A 16,059-nucleotide genomic window follows, 5' to 3' on the forward strand; every position below is an offset into this window, starting at 1 on the left:
GAATGTGGATTGTCTAGATACACATTGAGCCAGTTCAAAGGAGCACCTTCAAGGTGAAGAGTACCGGTTACCCCCGCTTGCGTGTGAGTTCGTCCGCGACGGCTGCGGTCGGTCAGGCTGGTGGGGTGCTGCTCACCGAGACGGTCCGGGCCACGGGCCTGGACCGGACGCTCTCGACGGGCTTGGCGCGGTGGCGTAAGGCGACGGCGGTTCATGACCCGGGCAAGGTCGTTGCTGACTTGGCGATCGCTCTCGCGTTGGGCGGTGAGGCCCTCGCGGACGTCGCGGTCCTGCGCGGCGAGTCGGGTCTCTACGGCTCGGTCGCATCCGACCCGACGGTCTCGCGCACGATCGCAGCGCTGGCCGCTGACGCTCCGGCGGCGTTACGCGCGATCAACACCGCTCGAGCCGCAGCGCGGGCGAGGGCGTGGCATCTGGCCGGTGGGCACGCCCCCGACCACGACGCCAGCGTCAAGAACCCCCTGGTCATCGACCTGGACGCGACACTGGTCACGGCGCACTCGGAGAAGGAGAACGCGGCGCCGACGTTCAAGCGCGGGTTCGGGTTCCATCCCCTTGCCGCGTTCGTTGATCACGGGGCAGCCGGGACCGGGGAACCGTTGGCGATCATGCTGCGCAAAGGCAACGCCGGGTCGAACACCGCCGCCGACCACATCACGGTCGTCAGGGACGCTCTCGCCCAGCTCCCTGGCCATCACGGTCGGACCCGGGGCAGCAAGAAGATCCTCATCCGCACCGACGGGGCTGGGGGAACCAAGGCCCTGCTCGAGTGGCTCACGCCCCAGCGACTGGCCTACTCGGTCGGGTTCACGCTGCCCGAGAACACCCCCGACCTGCTCGCCCGCATCCCCGAGCGTGTCTGGGCTCCGGCCCTGGACGCTCATGACCAGGTCCGTGACGGCGCCTGGATCGCTGAGCTCACCGACCTGATGGACCTGACCGCCTGGCCGGCAGGCATGCGCGTCATCGTTCGCAAGGAACGACCCCACCCCGGCGCCCAGCTGCGCTTCGAGGACGTTGACGGGATGCGCATCACCGCGTTCGTGACGAACACGCCCGCCGGTCAGCTCGCTGACCTCGAGCTGCGTCACCGTCGCCGCGCCAGGTGTGAAGACCGCATCCGCATCGCCAAGGACACCGGTCTGCGCAACCTCCCCCTCAAGGCGTTCGCTCAGAATCAGATCTGGTGCGCCATCGTCGCCCTCGCCGGCGACCTGCTGGCCTGGATGGGCATGCTCGCCCTCACCGACCACCAGGCCCGGCGCTGGGAACCCAAACGACTGCGACTGCGCCTGTTCACCATCCCCGCGATCATCGCCCGCACCGGGCGGCGCACCTGGCTGCGCCTGAACCAACGCGCACCCTGGGCCAGCCTCACAGCGCAAGCGATCACGACACTGAGAGCCCGAGCCGCACCCACCTGAGCACCCCTACCCCGACGACCCCCTGAACGACCACCCGGCACTGGAACCGGCGCCCACCCCCACGACACGGGGAACTTTGTCGCACCCGCAGAGCACAATCACACCCAAGCAGGCGCACCGACGCCCAAGCGACCCACCTCAAAAGCCCGATGAAAGATCGAGGTTAGCCTCGGGCTTTCATGGCGGGGCGGTCTGATACCCGTGTCGTGACGCAAGAAAGTGCCCCTGAACTGGGAGAATAGTGATTGTCTAGATCAGCATTCGCTTAGTTCGAGGAGCACCTTCAAGGTGAAGAGTACCGTCGTCTATCCCCGTCTGACCATCGCCACGTCCCCGACTGCTGCGGTGGGTCAGGCCGGTGGGGTGCTGTTGACCGAGACGATCCGCGCGACCGGCTTGGGCCGAGCGCTGGGCGAGGCGTTGTTGGCGTGGCGTAAGCCGACCGCGGTGCACGACCCGGGCAAGGTGATCCTGGATCTGGCGATCGCGTTGGCGCTGGGCGGGGACGCTCTCGCGGATATTGCGGTACTGCGTGCCGAGCCCGGTCTCTACGGCGCGGTGGCCTCGGACCCGACCGTCTCGCGGGTGATCGCTGCGTTGGCTGCGGATGCTCATACAGCGCTCAAGGCGATCGGCGGGGCCCGGGCCGCTGCGCGCGCGGCGGCCTGGGCGTTGGCTGGTCAGCACGCACCCGACCATGGCGCAGATGCCAAGAATCCCCTGGTCATCGACCTGGACGCGACGCTGGTGACGGCACACTCGGAGAAGGAGCAGGCGGCACCGACGTTCAAGCGCGGGTTCGGGTTCCACCCGCTATGCGCGTTCCTCGACCACGGCTGCGCCGGGACCGGTGAGCCGTTGGCGATCATGCTGCGCCCGGGCAACGCCGGGTCGAACACCGCCGCCGACCACATCGCCGTCATCGCCAGCGCCCTCGCCCAGCTCCCCGACCACCACGGTCGGAGGCGGGGCAGCAAGAAGATCCTGATCCGCACCGACGGAGCCGGAGGCACCAAAGCCCTCATCGAGTGGCTCACCGCCCAGCGGCTGGCCTACTCGATCGGGTTCACCCTCCCCGAGAACACCCCCGACCTGCTCGCCCTCATCCCACCGAAGGTCTAGACCCCGGCCCTGGACGGCGACGGCCAGATCCGCGACGGCGCCTGGGTCGCCGAGCTCACCGGTCTCATGAACCTGAGCGGCTGGCCCAAGGGCATGCGCGTCATCGTCCGCAAGGAACGACCCCACCCCGGCGCCCAGCTGCGTTTCGACGACGTCGACGGCATGCGCATCACCGCGTTCGTGACGAACACGCCCGCCGGTCAACTCGCTGACCTCGAGCTGCGCCACCGGCGCCGGGCCAGGTGTGAAGACCGCATCCGCATCGCGAAAGACACCGGTCTGCGCAACCTACCCCTCAAGGCCTTCGCTCAGAATCAGATCTGGTGCGCCATCGTCGCCCTCGCCGGCGACCTGCTGGCCTGGATGGGCATGCTCGCCCTCGATGGCCACGAGGCCCGGCGCTGGCAACCCAAACGACTGCGACTGCGCCTGTTCACGATCCCCGCGGTGCTGGCCCGCACCGGCCGGCGCACCTGGCTGCGACTGTCCGACCGCGCGCCCTGGGCACACCTGGCCACCCAAGCCACCACCGCCCTGCGAGCACGGGCCGCACCCAGCTAATCACCAGCCACGGCCCTGCCCCCACGACTCCCGCACGACCACCGGCCCCGCAACCGGCGCCCATCCCGGTGACACGGGGACCTTGTCATACCCTCATGGCAAAATCACACCTCAAGCGAGCGCATCGACGCCCAAACGACTGGCCTCAGGGAATCGATGAAAGATCGAGGCTAGGCGTTGACGGCTCATCGCAGACGAGAGTGTAGGTAGCGGCGGCGCGTCGGTCGCTGGGTAGGGGTCGAGGCCTTCCGATGATGGGAGTTCTCACGCTGCCCATCGGGAAGACCTCGACGTGCTTGACGCTACCTTCGCTTGCCCTGACCTGACCACGTTCGCTCGCCTCGACGAACTCGGCCTGCATGTCGTGGGGCAACGCCTCGAACCTGACCGGACGGTCCTGGCGTGCCGGGTCGTGCAGGACGACGGGTGGTGTCGTCGGTGTGGGTGCGAGGGCTCGCCCCGGGATAGCGTGACGCGCCGGTTGGCCCATGAGCCGCTGGGCTGGCGTCCCACGGTGTTGCTGGTCACGGTGCGCCGCTACCAGTGCACCGGGTGCGGGCACGTGTGGCGCCAGGACCTCACCAAGGCCGCGCAGCCGCGCTCGAAGCTCTCACGTCGCGCGCTGGCCTGGGCCCTGGAAGGGCTCGTCGTCCAGCACCTGACGATCGCCCGCATCGCGGAGAGCTTGGGGGTCTCCTGGCACACCGCCAACGACGCGGTGCTGGCCGAAGGCAAGCGGGTGCTGATCGATGACCCGGCCCGGTTCGGCGGAGTGAGCGTGCTCGGAGTCGACGAGCACGTGTGGCGCCACACCCGCCGCGGCGAGAAGTACGTCACCGTGATCATCGACCTGACCCCGATCCGCGACGGCACGGGGCCAGCGAGGCTGTTGGACATGGTCGAGGGTCGCTCCAAGGCCGCGTTCAAGACCTGGCTCGCCGAGCGCCCCGAGACGTGGCGTCAGGAGGTGGAGGTCGTCGCGATGGATGGGTTCACCGGGTTCAAGACCGCCACCAGCGAAGAACTGCCCGACGCGGTCGCGGTGATGGACCCCTTCCACGTCGTCCGCCTGGCCGGCGACGCGTTGGACCGGTGCCGGCGCCGCGTCCAGCAAGACACCCACGGCCACCGCGGCCGCGCCACCGACCCGCTCTACCGGGCCCGCCGCACCTTGCACACCGGCGCCGACCTGCTCACCAACAAGCAACAATCGCGCCTCGAGGCGTTGTTCGCGATCGATGAGCACGTCCAGGTCGAGGCAACCTGGGGCGTCTACCAGCAGATGATCGCGGCCTACCGCCACCCCGACCGCACGCAAGGCCGAGCGTTGATGAGCAAGCTCATTGACGCGGTCGCCAGCGGCGTCCCGCGCGCACTGAGCGAAGTCATCACTCTCGGGCGGACCCTGAAGAAGCGCGCCGACGACGTCCTGGCCTACTTCGAACGCCCCGGCACATCCAACGGGCCAACCGAAGCCTTGAACGGACGCCTCGAACACCTACGCGGGTCCGCCCTCGGGTTCCGCAATCTGACGAACTACATCGCCCGATCCCTACTCGAGACCGGCGGCTTCAGACCCCAACTACACCCTCGAATGCGATGAGCCGCTTTGGCTCATCGCAAACGAGGGTGTAGCAGGGTGGGCGCGTCGTTGCGGGATGAGGGTCGAGGTCTTCCGATGATGGAGGTTCCTACGCCGCCCACCTGAAAGACCTCGACGTGTCTGACGCTACCTTCACGCGCCCCGATCTGACCACATTCTGCCGTCTTGACGAGCTGGGCCTGGAGGCGATCGGGCAGCGCCTGGAGCCTGATCGGGCTGTCTTGGCGTGCCGGATCACCGAGCCGGACAACTGGTGCCGGCGGTGCGGGTGCGAGGGGATCTTTCGAGACAGTGTCACTCGTGAACTCGCGCACGAACCTCTGGGTTGGCGGCCGACCACGCTCGTGCTCACGGTGCGCCGCTACCAGTGCACGGGCTGCTCTCATGTGTGGCGCCAAGACACCAACGCCGCGGCCGAGCCGCGTTCGAAGATCTCCCGCCGCGGCCTGCGCTGGGCGCTGGAAGGCCTGGTCCTCCAGCACCTCACGGTGGCCCGGATCGCCGAAGGCCTCGCGGTCGCTTGGAACACCGCCAACGCGGCCGTCTTGGCAGAAGGTCGCCGTCGCTTGATCGCCGACCCCCGCCGTTTTGAGACGGTGACGACGATCGGGGTTGATGAGCACGTCTGGCGCCACACCCGCCACGGCGACAAATACGTGACCGTCATCATTGATCTCACCCCGATCCGGGGCGGGACCGGCCCCTCCCGGCTCCTGGACATGGTCGCCGGCCGCTCCAAGCAGGTCTTCAAGACCTGGCTCTCTGGCCGCCCCCAGGACTGGCGCGACGGGGTCGAAGTGGTCGCGATGGATGGGTTCACCGGCTTCAAGACCGCCGCCGCCGAAGAGCTCCCCCAGGCGGTCGCGGTGATGGATCCGTTCCACGTCGTCCGTCTCGCCGGGGACGCCTTGGACCGTTGCCGGCGCCGCGTTCAGCACGACCTGCACGGCCACCGCGGCCGCCGAGACGACCCGCTCTACCGCGCCCGCCGGACCTTGCACACCGGCGCCAGTCTCCTCACCCAGAAGCAGACTGCCCGGATCGCGGCACTGTTCGCCAGTGACGAGCATGTTCAGGTTGAGGCGACCTGGGGCATCTACCAGGCGATGGTCACCGCCTACCGCGAACCCGACCGCGCCAGAGGCAAAGCCCTGATGGAAACCCTGATCACCTCGGTCACCTCCGGCGTTCCGGCCGCCCTGACCGAGATCATCACCCTCGGTCGAACACTCAAGAAACGAGCCATCGACGTCCTGGCCTACTTCGACCGCCCCGGCACCAGCAACGGACCTACCGAAGCCATCAACGGCCGTCTCGAGCACCTGCGCGGCTCGGCCCTCGGCTTCCGGAACCTGACGAACTACATCGCCAGATCGCTGCTCGAAGCCGGCGGCTTCAGACCGCTCCTACACTCTGGATTGCGATGAGCCTCTAAAGTCTGGTGCTGGCCTCCTGGAGGCAGCCTCCGGGGTCATGGAGCAGTCTGCGTTGTACCTGAAGCTCACGCCCGAGTCCGCGAAGCGCCTCAAAGACGCGGGTGGATTGATGAAGACCAAGACCGAGGGCATCAGCCATGCAATGCTCGGTGAGACCGGGAAGCAGTCACTCAAGTGGCTCCAGGTCGAAGACGGTCCCGCCTCTCTGCTCACGAACCCAGCGGTGCTTTCCGGTGTGGGCGGGCTGATGAGCCAGTTCTCCCAACAAGCCGAGGCGCAAGAGCTCAAGGCGCTTCTGCTGAGGATCGACGAGAAGCTCAATGACGTACGCCGCGCGCAACGAGATACCGTCCTTGCCAGGATGAAGAGCGCAGCGGCTGCGATCGAGGAAGCCATGACGATCCGATCGCACGGCGGCGACCCCAAGACGCTGTGGGACAAGGTAGGCGGTGTCTCCGAGACGATTCTGAACGTGCAGGACGAGGCATTGCTCGCGCTATGTGCCCTTGCCGATAAGGTGGATGGCAAGCACAAGACCGGCGAGTTGAGGAAGGCCACGCACGAGATCGAGCACGACGTCGCGGTCCAGCTCGCCGTGCTCGCTCGTTGCTTCGAGCTCCAGGACGAGTTCAGAGTGGTCGAGCTCGATCATGTGCTGACCATGGCCCCAGAGAACCTCGAAGGCCACCGGCTTGGACTTGCGGCCGCGCGCGAGAAGCGGCGGACGAGCGTGCTCGAAAACACGACATGGTTGATGACTCAGATGGATCAAGCCGGCGGCGTTGCCAACGGCAATGTCCTCCTCCACGCGAGAGCCGCACGTTCCGTGATCGACTCCCTCAACTCCACGGCAGCAGTGGTCGACGACTTCCACACCCCACTTGGCATCGCACCCATTCGTGATGTGCTCAGTCCTACTTCGTGGCGAGAGGCGTTTCGCGACCCGCAGCAGCGCAGGACCGCGGGTAGAGAAGTAGGACGGAAAGCACTCATCGGAGTCAGTGCAGTCGGATCACTTGGCGCAGTTGCACTAGCGGCAAAAGCGAAGAATGACTCCAAACCAAGCGAGTGAAGGCCGATCACGTTCGCGCACTGGTAAGCAGTGGTCACCTCAAGTCGTCGCGCACCGGCGCAGTCGCCCACTCCGATTCGGAGGTACGGACTTCGGGGTTCCCAACCGCCGCCCATCCCAAGATCCCTACTCAGAACTCGCTGGCGCCTGCATACGCTCCGAGATCGCGAGCCTCGTTCACGCGAGGATCCCCGACGAGCACGATTCGTGAGCATCGCTCGGCACGTCGTCTAGGGTTGGGCCGCCGCACAGCCCGGCGTGGATCGCGACCTCACGGCACGTCGCCGAAGCGGTAAGTCATCAGACGCAGATCTGTTGCCCCGTCGTCCAATTCTGTCTACTGGTAGCACTATCACCATGCCCCCCCCCGGATAGGCCCAAAAGCCGCGAAAAAGGCCACCCCCGCCTTGGCGGTGATGACCTTCCGACGTGCGTAAACGCTAGTCGGGATGACAGGATTTGAACCTGCGACCCCCTGACCCCCAGTCAGGTGCGCTACCAAGCTGCGCCACATCCCGAAGGCTCTCGCGCCAGTCCGAGGACTGTCTGTGAGAGCCTCACCGGCCCCGGAGGGCCGTAGAGAACTTTACCTCACCGTGGGCGGTGCTCACGACACCGCCCACGCCACCGAGCCCCGTCGAGCGGGCTCCAGGTCAGGCCTCAGAGAGCCCGTCCGCGCTGATCGTGGCCCCAGAAGGCACCGTCGACGGCGCACCCGTGTCAGACAGCACAGCGTCCCCCACAGCCGTCACGCCAGCCTCGAACGTCCAGTCCCCAGCCACGCTCAGCGATGAAGTCGCAACGAGCGAGGGCGCCCCCGCCGAGAACCGCGCATCGAACGTCCCGATCGTCTTGTAGAACCTCGAGTCCAGATCAACGAGCGGCGCCTCGACCACAGCACGCAGCAGGTAGTCCTCCCCCAGCTCGTACACGTCGCTGCGCAGCACCAGCAGGTCGTTCGTCGTCTTCACCGGCAAGAACCGCGACCGGTCCACCTCGAGCACCACAGCGCCCTCGAACACCTCGATCGCCGCGCCCATCGCCGACTCGATCTGGATCACCGGCGTCGACGACGCATCCGCCGGGTCCACCGTCTTCGAGTTCTTGATGAGCGGCAGCTGCAGCACGCCGTTCGTCCGGTCGAGCTCGGTCGTCAACGCCTCGAGATCGAACCACAAGTTGTTCGTGTTGAAGAACTTGTGCTTCGAGATGTCCGCCGCAGCAGCCGCATCCTCGTCGAGCGTCTGCGCCGTCTCTCGCAGCACGATCCTGCCGTCGCTCTTGCGCACCACCTGGTGACCGCCCTTGCGGTCCGCCGGCGTCCGCACAGCCACCTCGGCACCGAACGGCGCCCCCGAAGACGCAAACCACCCCGCAACGGCCGCGTCCGGAGACGCACCGAGGTTGTCAGAGTTCGACACGTGCACATACCGGAAGCCCTGCGCCACAAGATCCTTGAGCACCCCCGACGTCTGGAGCGCCGTGTACAGGTCACCGTGCCCAGGCGGGCACCACTCCAGCGTCGGGTCCGCCTCCCACGTCACCGGCGAGAGGTCGTCCGCCCGCAGCTTGGGCTCACGGTTCTGCAAGAAGTCCAGCGGCACGCCCTCGACCGCCACGTCCGGGTGCTTCGCGAGCGCCGCCAACGTGTCGTCCTGCGTGCGGAAGCTGTTCATGAAGATCAGCGGCAGGCGCGCCCCGGACGTCTCCCGAGCGTGCCGCACCTGGCCCACGATGATGTCGAGGAACGACTCCTCGCCCCGCACCGTGAGCAACGACTTCGCCTTGTCCATGCCCATCGACGTACCGAGGCCACCGTTGAGCTTGATGATCGCCGTCAGAGCGAGCGCATCACGCCCGACCTCCTCCGGGATCTCCAAATCCTCCTGGCGATCGACGTCCACCAACGGATCCACGTCGCACTCACGGATCACGCCGGTCTCACCAGACTCGAGAAGTCCGTAGAAGTGGGAGAAGACGTCGATCGCGGTGGGGTGCACTCCCCCGTCACGCATCTTCTGCTGGGCCTGAGACAGTCCTGGAGCAGTCATGCTCCGATGCTAGTGAATACCTTCGGTCAGCGCTTGCGCTTCTCTCGGACACGCACCGAGATCGAGATCGGCGAGCCCTCGAAACCGAACGTCTCGCGCAAGCGTCTCTCGATGAAACGGCGGTAGCCCGCCTCGAGGAACCCGGTCGAGAAGATGACGAAGCGCGGCGGGCGTGTCGAGGCCTGCGTCGCGAAGAGGATGCGCGGCTGCTTGCCACCGCGCAGCGGGTGCGGGTGCGCGGCCACGAGCTCACCGAGGAACGAGTTGAGCTTGCCGGTCGAGATGCGGGTGTCCCACGACTCCAACGACCGCTCGAGCGCAGGCACGAGGCGGTCCATGTGCCACCCCGTCATCGCCGAGATGTTCACCCGCGGCGCCCACTGGACCTGCACGAGCTCCTTCTCGATCTCGCGCTCCAGGTACGGGCGGCGGTCCTCGTCCATGAGGTCCCACTTGTTGTACGCGATGACCACGGCGCGGCCAGACTCGATCACCTGCGAGATGACGCGCGTGTCCTGCTCCGTGAGCGAGACGCTCGCGTCGAGGAGCACCACGGCCACCTCAGCCTTCTCGATCGCTGCCTGCGTGCGCAGCGAGGCGTAGAAGTCGGCGCCCTGCGTCTGGTGCACCCGACGACGGATGCCGGCGGTGTCGACGAAGGTCCACGGCTTGCCCTTGAGCACGATGAGCTCGTCGACCGGGTCGCGCGTGGTCCCCGCGGTCGAGTCGACGACGACCCGCTCCGAGCCGGCCACCTTGTTGAGGAGCGACGACTTGCCGACGTTCGGACGCCCGACGAGCGCGACACGACGCGGACCCTGCTGGATCGCGACACCGTGCTCCGACGTGGTCGGCAGCGCCTTCATGGCGGCCTCGAGGAGGTCGCCGGTGCCACGGCCGTGCAGTGCGGAGACCGGGTACGGCTCGCCGAGACCGAGGCTCCACAGCTCAGAAGCGTCTGCCTCTGCGCGCGGCCCGTCGACCTTGTTGGCGCACAGCACCACGGGCTTGCCGGACTTGCGGAGGAGCTTGACGACCTTCTCGTCCGTGGCGGTGGGGCCTACGGTCGCGTCGACGACGAACATGATCGCGTCAGCGAGACCGATCGCGATCTCAGACTGCTCGGCCACACGGGCGTCGAGCCCACGGGCGTCGACCTCCCAGCCGCCGGTGTCGACGACCATGAAGTTGCGGCCACCCCACTCGGCCGGGTAGCTCACCCGGTCGCGCGTGACGCCAGGCTTGTCCTCGACGACCGCCTCGCGGCGGCCGATGATGCGGTTGACGAGCGTCGACTTGCCGACGTTCGGGCGTCCCACGACAGCCAGAACAGGCAGCGGCGCCATCGAGGCAGCACGCGCGAGGGCGTCAGGGTCGCCAGCGAGCAGGGCGTGGTCGTCGTCCGCGAGCTCGTAGTCGGACAGGCCGGCCAGCAGCGCCCGCTCACGACCCGCGTCGGAGTCGTCGTCGCCGGAAGCGTCCGTGGCGGAACCGTCCTGGTCTTCGATCGGGAGGTCCGTGGTGGGCTGCGCTTCTGCGACGACGTCTTCGGTGTGGTTGTGCTCAGGCGTACTCATGGTCCCATTGTCCCAGCAACAGGGCCCCTTCACGAACACACGCGCTCAGACGACGGCGTCCTGCTCCGGGCCGTCCGCAGGGAGCGCGATCCCCGTGCGTGCGACCGCCTCGACCACGAGCGACGAGAGCGCCTCCCGGATCTGCACGTTGGCTTCCTCGAGCGCCACCTTGCCGCTGGTCCCGGGCCTGCGCTCGACGAGGAACGGCTCGCCGAACTCAACATGGATCCGGTGCCGGAACCTCGGCAGGGCGCTGACCTTCTGGCCCGTGCTGCGCGTGCCGAGGACCGCGACCGGCACCACCTGCGCCTTGCCGTTGAGCGCGAGCCACGCGACCCCCGCGTGCCCGGTCGACACGTCACCGCGGCCCCGGTTGCCCTCCGGGAAGATGCCGAGCCCGCCACCGCGGCGCAGGACGCCGATGCCGGCCGCGAGCGCGGAGCGCCCACCGTCCTGATCGACAGAGATCTGGCCCGCGGCGTGCAGGAAGGTCCCGACGGCCCCGGTGAACATCGACTCCTTGACGAGCATGTGCACGGGGCGCGGGGAGACGCCGACGACGACGGGTCCGTCCATGAGGCCGGTGTGGTTGGCCGCGAGGATGAAGGGTCCGTCGGTGGGGACGTTCGACCGTCCGACCGCGCGGGTGTTCCACACGATGCGGGCGAGGAACACTCCGACCCAGCGTGCCCAGGCGGCGCCGCGGGGTCCGGGCACGGTGGGCGGGGCGGCGCTCATGCGCTCGCACCGACAACGCGCTGGACGACGCTGAGGACGGCCTGGACCGTCTGCTCGAGGTCGAGGTCGGAGGAGTCGATGGTCACGACCCCGTCGGCGGCGACGTGGAACTGCGAGACGGTCGAGTCGTCGGCGTCGCGGCGCAGGACCTGGTCGCGGGTCGCGTCGACCGAGGCCGCGTCGTCGGTCCCGTGGACGTCGCGGGCGCGGCGCGCGAGCCGGGCGTCCTCGCTCGCGACGAGGAGGATGCGCACGTCGGCGTCCGGCGCGACGACGGTGGTGATGTCGCGTCCTTCCGCGACGACGCCCTGACCGCCGGAGAACCCGCCGACGGCCTCGCCGGCGATGACGGCGCGCTGGCGGGCCTGGAGCTCGGCGCGCACGACGAGGTTCGTCGCGACGGCGCTGACCGCTGTGGAGATCGCCGAGTCGCGGATCGCGTCGGCGACGTCCACGCCGTCGACGTGGACGGTCGGCGCCTGCGGGTCCGTCACCATGACGAGCGGGATGTGTTCGACGAGGCCGGCGACCCCGGGCTGGTCGTCGAGGTCCATCCCGTTGCGCACGCACCACCACGTGGCTGCGCGGTACATCGCCCCCGTGTCGAGGTACGCGAGGCCGAGCCTGCGCGCCACCTCCCGGGAGACGCTCGACTTGCCCGAGCCGGACGGCCCGTCGATGGCGATCGTGAGGCTCACTGCGCCAGGTCCTTTCGTAGTGCGGTCGCGCCGTGCAGGTAGACGTGCCGGACGTCCGCGCGCGGCACCTCGAGGTTCGCGTGCGCCATGAGGCGCACCACCCGGGGCAGCGCGGTCGGTACGGCGATCTCCGTGGCGCACATGAGCGGGACGTCCCCGAGGCCCATCTCGCGCGCCGCAGCGGCGGGAAAGTCCGAGACGAGGTCCGGGGTGCACGTGAAGATGATCGAGATGAGCGACTCGGTGTCGACGTCGTTCGCGCGCAGCACCTCGCGCACGAGCTCGGTCGTCCGTGCGAAGAGGTGCTCGCGCTCGTCCGAGTCGAGCTGCGTGGCGCCACGGATGGCGCGCACGGTCATGACCGGCCCGCCCTCGGGTCGGCCACGCGCCGCACGGTCACAGCCCGACGTCGGCCATGAGCGTGCCGAGCTCGGTCTGGCCGAGCACACGCACACGACCCGGACGCAGGTCGCCGAGGCGCACCGGCCCGATCTTCGTGCGGACCAGCTGGGTCACGGGGTGGCCCACCTCGTCGAACATCCGGCGGACGATGCGGTTGCGGCCCGCGTGCAGCTCGACCTCGACGAGGCTCGACTGCGGGTTCGTGTCGACGACCTTGTAGCGGTCGACCTTCGCGGTGCCGTCCTCGAGCTCGATGCCGTGGAGCATCGCGTTGGCGACGGTCCCGGTCACGCGACCCTGGACGTGCACGAGGTACGTCTTGGGGATCTCGTACTTCGGGTGCGCCAGACGGTTGGCGAGCTCTCCGTCGTTCGTGAGGATGAGCAGGCCCTCCGACTCCGCGTCGAGGCGACCGACGTGAAACAGTCGCTCTGGGCGGTCCGCGACGAACTGCGCGAGCGTCGGGCGTCCCTCCGGGTCGTGCATCGTCGAGACGACGCCGAGCGGCTTGTTCAGAGCGATCGTCACGAGGGACGTGTCGAGCTGGATCCGCATGCCGTCGACGTGCACGGCGTTCTTCACCGGGTCCACGCGCACGCCGAGCTCGGTCACGAGGACCCCGTCGACCTCGACACGACCGTTCGTGATGAGGTTCTCGCAGGCACGACGCGACCCTAGGCCGGCCGTCGCGAGCACCTTCTGCAGGCGGACCCCGTCCGGTACGTGGACGTCGCGGGGCGCTTGTTGTGGGAGTGCCTTCTTGCGGCCACCACGGGTGTTGCTCATCTACTTGTCCTCCAGTTCAGGCGCTACGGGTTGCTCGTGCGCTCCGGCTCCTACCAGTCCTGCCCACCGATCGTCGCGACCACGGGGTCCGACGTCGTCGAGACCGTCCAAGGCGTCGATCTCCGGCAGGTGCGGCGCGAGCGCGGGCAGCTCGTCGAGCGAAGAAAAGCCCATACGCTCCATGAAGTATCCCGTGGTTCCGTAGAGCAGCGCACCACTCGACGCGTCGGTGCCCACCTCGGCGACGAGTCCGCGTGCGCTCAGGGTGCGCACCACGCCGTCGACGTTGACCCCGCGGACGGCCGAGACCTGCCCGCGCGTGACCGGCTGGCGGTACGCGATGACGGCGAGCGTCTCGAGCGCGGCCTGGGTCAGACGCGCCGTCTGACCATCTGTGACAAAGCGCGCGACCACGTCCGCGAACGCCGGAGCGCTGTAGATCCGCCACCCGCCGCCGGCCTCGCGCAGCTCGAAGCCCGCCGGCCGACGGGGCTCGCCCTCCTCGGGCAGCACGGACGGCTCCCCCGGTGGCCGCCCGGCATACTCCGCCGACAGGGTCCGCAAGCACTCCTCGACCTCGGGGACCGGGACCGCGAGCGCTGTGGCGAGACGCACAACCGAGACCGGCTCGTCCGTCACCATGAGGACGGCCTCGACCGCAGCCAGCACCCCTCCGGGGAGCGAGCGGACGTCAGGCTCGAGCGCTGCGGCGTCGTCGGCCGTGCTCATCGCTCGTCTCCTTCGTCGTCGGTGCGGTGGTCGTCGTGCTCTCAGGAGACATCGTGCCAGAGGAGAGGTCCGGCTCGTCGAAGTCGCCCTGGACCTGGACGTCTTCGACGTCGCCGCCGGTCCAGTGCACGGTGAGGTCTCCGAGCGGTGTCACCTGGTCGAACGACACGACGCCCTCGCGGAAGAGCTCGAGCAGAGCGAGGAAACGTGCGACGACCACCATGACGCCGTCGGCGTCGAGGACGAGCGCACGGAAAGACGACGCCCCGCGCGAACGCAACCGCTCGACGATGATCGCAGCCTGGTCTCGCACGCTCACGAGCGGTGCGTGGAGGTGGCCGACGTCGACGCTGGGCGGTTCCGGGCGCGGCTGGAGCGCACGGGCCGCGAGCGCGGCGAGCTGCTCCGGCGAGACGGTCCACACGAGCTCGGGAAGCAGTGCTGCGACGTGCGGCTCGAGCGGCGCGATCCGAGGCAGTCCCCGTCCTTGGTCGGCCAGACGCTCGGCGAACACCCCGGCGAGCTGCTTGTACGCGCGGTACTGCAGGAGCCGGACGAAGAGCAGGTCGCGGGCCTCGAGCAGCTCGAGGTCGTCGGCGTCGTCGACGTCACCGGCGGGCAGGAGCCGTGCCGCCTTGAGGTCGAGCAGCGTCGCAGCGACGAGGAGGAACTCGCTCGTCGTGTCGAGGTCGCGCTCGGCGGCCCGCAGGTAGGAGATGAACTCGTCCGTCACCTGGGCGAGCGCGATCTCGGTGATGTCGAGCTTGTGCTTGGCGATGAGCGAGAGGAGCAGGTCGAACGGCCCTGAGAAGTTCTCTAGGTGGACCTCGAACTCGCCGTCGAGGGCGCTGTCGGCCGTGCGGCCTGCCTCAGGCCGCGTCGCCACGGAAGACGAGCTCGCGTGCGAGCTGACGGTAGGCCGTCGCGCCCGCGTGCGTCGGGGCGTACGTGGTGATGGGTTCGGCGGCCACCGAGGAGTCCGGGAACTTCACCGTGCGCCCGATGACGGTGTGCATGAGGGTCTCGTTGAACGCTTCGAAGACTCGGGCGACGACCTCGCGGGAGTGCAGGGTCCGGTTGTCGTACATCGTCGCGATGATGCCGTCGACCTCGAGGCGCGGGTTGAGCCGGTCGCGGATCTTCTCGATCGTCTCGACGAGCAGCGCGACGCCGCGCAGCGCGAAGAACTCGCACTCGAGCGGGATGAGGACGCCGTGGGCGGCGGTGAGCGCGTTGACGGTGAGGAGCCCGAGGCTCGGCTGGCAGTCGACGAGGATGACGTCGTAGTCGTCCGTCACCGGGCGCAGCACGCGGGAGAGGACGGACTCGCGGGCGACCTCGCCGACGAGCTGCACCTCCGCAGCGGACAGGTCGATGTTGGCGGGCAGCACGTGCAGCCCGGAGATGCGGGTCGGCACGATCGTCGCGTGGATGTCGGCGTCGCGCTCCATGAGGAGGTTGTAGATCGTCTGGTCGAGCTCGTGCGGGTTGACCCCGAGACCGACCGAGGCCGCGCCCTGGGGGTCGAAGTCGACGATGAGGACGCGGCGACCGTACTCCGCGAGGCTGGCACCGAGGTTGATGGTCGTGGTCGTCTTGCCCACGCCACCCTTCTGGTTGCACATCGCGATGATCCGCGCAGGGCCGTGGCTGGTCAGCGGGGCCGGCTCCGGGAAGTCGGGCAGACGGCGCCCGACCGCGTCGAGCGTCGGGTCTAGCGTCGGTTCGCTGGTGTCGTCCTGGGCCTGGCTGGTCACGCGATCACGCTACCCCAGGGCACCCGCGCGGTCGCTGAAGCGCGCCGTCGCATGTCGTGCGTGCCTGCCGCGGTGCGACTGG

At 68.5% G+C, this 16,059-nt stretch carries 13 protein-coding genes, 1 tRNA gene and 1 pseudogene; 5 read left to right on the forward strand and 10 right to left on the reverse strand.

Annotated features, from left to right (window positions below; all coding sequences use genetic code 11):
* Positions 1-53: 53 nt before the first annotated feature.
* From ATL42_RS05435 to ATL42_RS05455, 5 genes and pseudogenes are all read left to right on the forward strand, one after another.
* Positions 54-1,445 (forward strand): IS1380 family transposase, encoded by a 1,392-nt coding sequence (locus ATL42_RS05435; protein WP_098454474.1) that lies wholly within the window; start codon positions 54-56, stop codon positions 1,443-1,445.
* A 288-nt stretch (positions 1,446-1,733) separates the two neighbouring features.
* Positions 1,734-3,128 (forward strand): annotated as a pseudogene (locus tag ATL42_RS05440) (IS1380 family transposase).
* Between the two features lie 292 nt (positions 3,129-3,420).
* Complete coding sequence (locus ATL42_RS05445) at positions 3,421-4,731, forward strand: ISL3 family transposase (protein ID WP_098454475.1); 1,311 nt, start codon at positions 3,421-3,423, stop codon at positions 4,729-4,731.
* A gap of 116 nt (positions 4,732-4,847) precedes the next feature.
* Positions 4,848-6,158 carry an ISL3 family transposase gene (locus tag ATL42_RS05450; RefSeq protein ID WP_098453752.1) on the forward strand — a complete coding sequence of 437 codons (1,311 nt, stop codon included), beginning with the start codon at positions 4,848-4,850 and terminating at the stop codon, positions 6,156-6,158.
* Positions 6,159-6,204: 46 nt separating this feature from the next.
* Positions 6,205-7,239, forward strand: coding sequence for a hypothetical protein (locus tag ATL42_RS05455; RefSeq protein WP_098454476.1), 1,035 nt, complete (start codon positions 6,205-6,207; stop codon positions 7,237-7,239).
* 444 nt (positions 7,240-7,683) lie between these two features.
* On the opposite strand, the gene ATL42_RS05460 is transcribed toward ATL42_RS05455, so the two are convergent.
* From ATL42_RS05460 to ATL42_RS05505, 10 genes are all read right to left on the reverse strand, one after another.
* A tRNA-Pro gene (locus ATL42_RS05460) sits at positions 7,684-7,757 on the reverse strand.
* A 135-nt stretch (positions 7,758-7,892) separates the two neighbouring features.
* Complete coding sequence (locus ATL42_RS05465; RefSeq protein ID WP_098454477.1) at positions 7,893-9,290, reverse strand: UTP--glucose-1-phosphate uridylyltransferase; 1,398 nt, start codon at positions 9,288-9,290, stop codon at positions 7,893-7,895.
* Between the two features lie 26 nt (positions 9,291-9,316).
* Positions 9,317-10,867 (reverse strand): ribosome biogenesis GTPase Der, encoded by a 1,551-nt coding sequence (gene der / locus ATL42_RS05470; protein WP_098454478.1) that lies wholly within the window; start codon positions 10,865-10,867, stop codon positions 9,317-9,319.
* A gap of 45 nt (positions 10,868-10,912) precedes the next feature.
* Entirely contained in the window at positions 10,913-11,605 is a 693-nt protein-coding gene (locus tag ATL42_RS05475; protein WP_098454479.1) for a lysophospholipid acyltransferase family protein, read from the reverse strand.
* Complete coding sequence (gene cmk / locus ATL42_RS05480; RefSeq protein ID WP_098454480.1) at positions 11,602-12,303, reverse strand: (d)CMP kinase; 702 nt, start codon at positions 12,301-12,303, stop codon at positions 11,602-11,604. Before cmk ends, ATL42_RS05475 begins: the two co-directional genes overlap by 4 nt.
* The gene (gene aroH, locus ATL42_RS05485) at positions 12,300-12,662 is read right to left on the reverse strand and encodes a chorismate mutase (RefSeq protein WP_098454481.1); all 363 of its coding nucleotides are present in this window, start codon (positions 12,660-12,662) and stop codon (positions 12,300-12,302) included. Before aroH ends, cmk begins: the two co-directional genes overlap by 4 nt.
* A gap of 37 nt (positions 12,663-12,699) precedes the next feature.
* Positions 12,700-13,491, reverse strand: a complete 792-nt coding sequence (locus ATL42_RS05490) for a pseudouridine synthase (RefSeq protein WP_098454482.1) — start codon at positions 13,489-13,491, stop codon at positions 12,700-12,702.
* Entirely contained in the window at positions 13,492-14,220 is a 729-nt protein-coding gene (gene scpB / locus ATL42_RS05495) for an SMC-Scp complex subunit ScpB (RefSeq protein WP_098454483.1), read from the reverse strand.
* Entirely contained in the window at positions 14,183-15,106 is a 924-nt protein-coding gene (locus ATL42_RS05500) for a segregation and condensation protein A (protein ID WP_098454484.1), read from the reverse strand. Before ATL42_RS05500 ends, scpB begins: the two co-directional genes overlap by 38 nt.
* The gene (locus tag ATL42_RS05505; protein ID WP_098454485.1) at positions 15,090-15,977 is read right to left on the reverse strand and encodes a ParA family protein; all 888 of its coding nucleotides are present in this window, start codon (positions 15,975-15,977) and stop codon (positions 15,090-15,092) included. The genes ATL42_RS05500 and ATL42_RS05505 overlap by 17 nt, the downstream gene beginning before the upstream one ends.
* Between the last annotated feature and the right edge of the window lie 82 nt (positions 15,978-16,059).

Origin of the sequence: Sanguibacter antarcticus (assembly GCF_002564005.1) — a bacterium.
Lineage (GTDB): Bacteria > Actinomycetota > Actinomycetes > Actinomycetales > Cellulomonadaceae > Sanguibacter > Sanguibacter antarcticus.

Coding starts and splice junctions, on each gene's coding strand:
- ATL42_RS05490 (WP_098454482.1), bottom strand. CDS start 13,491: ATGAGCAACACCCGTGGTGGCCGCAAGAAGGCACTCCCACAACAAGCG.
- ATL42_RS05475 (WP_098454479.1), bottom strand. CDS start 11,605: ATGAGCGCCGCCCCGCCCACCGTGCCCGGACCCCGCGGCGCCGCCTGG.
- ATL42_RS05455 (WP_098454476.1), top strand. CDS start 6,205: ATGGAGCAGTCTGCGTTGTACCTGAAGCTCACGCCCGAGTCCGCGAAG.
- der (WP_098454478.1), bottom strand. CDS start 10,867: ATGAGTACGCCTGAGCACAACCACACCGAAGACGTCGTCGCAGAAGCG.
- ATL42_RS05465 (WP_098454477.1), bottom strand. CDS start 9,290: ATGACTGCTCCAGGACTGTCTCAGGCCCAGCAGAAGATGCGTGACGGG.
- scpB (WP_098454483.1), bottom strand. CDS start 14,220: ATGAGCACGGCCGACGACGCCGCAGCGCTCGAGCCTGACGTCCGCTCG.
- aroH (WP_098454481.1), bottom strand. CDS start 12,662: ATGACCGTGCGCGCCATCCGTGGCGCCACGCAGCTCGACTCGGACGAG.